The organism is Variovorax glucosi (genome assembly GCF_051216695.1).
Classification (GTDB): domain Bacteria; phylum Pseudomonadota; class Gammaproteobacteria; order Burkholderiales; family Burkholderiaceae_C; genus Variovorax.
In genome coordinates this window covers 1-1,455 of the sequence record NZ_JBPJZE010000091.1, presented here as the reverse complement: position 1 = coordinate 1,455, position 1,455 = coordinate 1, and the positions used below count along the sequence as shown (strand labels likewise).

1 protein-coding gene and 1 pseudogene are annotated in these 1,455 nt (G+C 68.9%); both read left to right on the top strand.

The window, feature by feature from the left end:
- Positions 1–948, top strand: a pseudogene (locus ACSFA3_RS23145) (site-specific recombinase); the annotation flags it as partial.
- The coding region (locus ACSFA3_RS23140) for a cation:proton antiporter domain-containing protein (protein WP_435507787.1) at positions 945–1,455 on the top strand (511 nt) is incomplete at its 3' end. The pseudogene ACSFA3_RS23145 and the gene ACSFA3_RS23140, both read left to right, overlap by 4 nt.

Below are 1,455 nucleotides of genomic sequence, written 5' to 3'. Positions count from 1 at the left end.
AAGAAGGCTGCGGGCGGCGGCGCGCTCACGGCCATCACGGTGCTGCTGAAGTTCGGCATCTATGCGCTGGGCCTGTCGGCCTTCTGGAGCGGGCTGGGCTCGGGGCTGATGTATGCGGCCAGCTTCGTCGCGATCCAGCTGCTGCACCTGACGCTGGCCACCAAACAGCCCGCGATGACGGCGCCGGCCATGGCGGCGCGGCTGCGCGACATCAATTCGGACGGCGCGGTGAGCGATTTCGTCGACGAGGTCGCGAACCTCGTGCGCTCGCAAGTGGCGGCGGTGCTGGGCAACGTGCTGGTGGTGGTGCCGGCGGTGGTGGGCATTGCGCTGCTGGCTCAGCTGGCGCTGGAGCGGCCGCTGCTCGACGCCGCGCATGCCGCGGCCGCGCTGAAATCGCTCTCGCTGGCCGGGCCGACCGCGCTTTATGCGGCAATCACCGGCATCCTGCTGTTTTCGGCCAGCATCGTCGCCGGATGGACAGAAAACGCCTTTGTCCTGCATCGCATGGACTCCGCCATGCGTTACAACCCCCGCATCGGCGCTTTTCTCGGCGCCGCACGGGCCCGCCGCTGGGCCGACTTCATGCGCACACACATCTCAGGCTTCGCCTCCAACATCTCGCTGGGACTCATGCTCGGGCTGCTGCCCGCGTTCGCGGGTTTCTTCGGGCTTGGCCTGGACGTGCGGCACGTGACACTCTCGGCCGGACAGATCGCCGCAGCCGCGGCAGCCACCGGCCTCGCGGTGCTGCAGCAGCCCCCGCTGTGGTGGGCGGTAGCGGCGTTCCCGGTCATTGGCGCGCTCAATGTGAGCGTGAGTTTCTACTTCGCTTTCCGCCTGGCGCTGCGTGCGCACAGCGTGAGCCTCGGTGACCGCGCCCGCATCCGCAGCGCGATCTGGGCCCGCTGGCGCAGCCGGCCGGTGAGCTTTTTCCTGCCTGGATGAATTTGACGAGCTTCCTCAACGATCTGCTGGGCTTCTGGTCCGAATGGGTGCGCCCCTCGGCGGGCCTGCCCACTATTCTGTGGTCGCTGCTGCTGGCGGCGGCGGCGGCTTCCGGCCACCTGGTGCAACGCTACCTGGGGCTCCCCAAGGTGATCGGCTATTCGCTGGTGGGCGCGGTGGTGGGCTTCGCCGGCTTCGAAGGCGCGATCTGGCCGCTGCGCGGCATCAGCCTCTTTTTGCTCGAGCTCGGCGTGGCCGTGGTGCTGTTCGAGGCTGGCGGGCGCCTGCCGCTGCGCTGGTTCCGCCACAACCCGATGGTGCTGGTGCAGAGCCTGCTGGAAGCCACGCTGACCTACTTCAGCGTGTACTGGGTGCTCACGCTGCTGGGCCTGCCCGAGCCGGTGGCCAACCCGATCGCGCTGATGGCCATCGTCGCCTCGCCGGCAGTTCTGCGCCGCGTGATCATCGACACCCGCGCCGCCGGCCCCGTGACCGAGCGCGCGATGA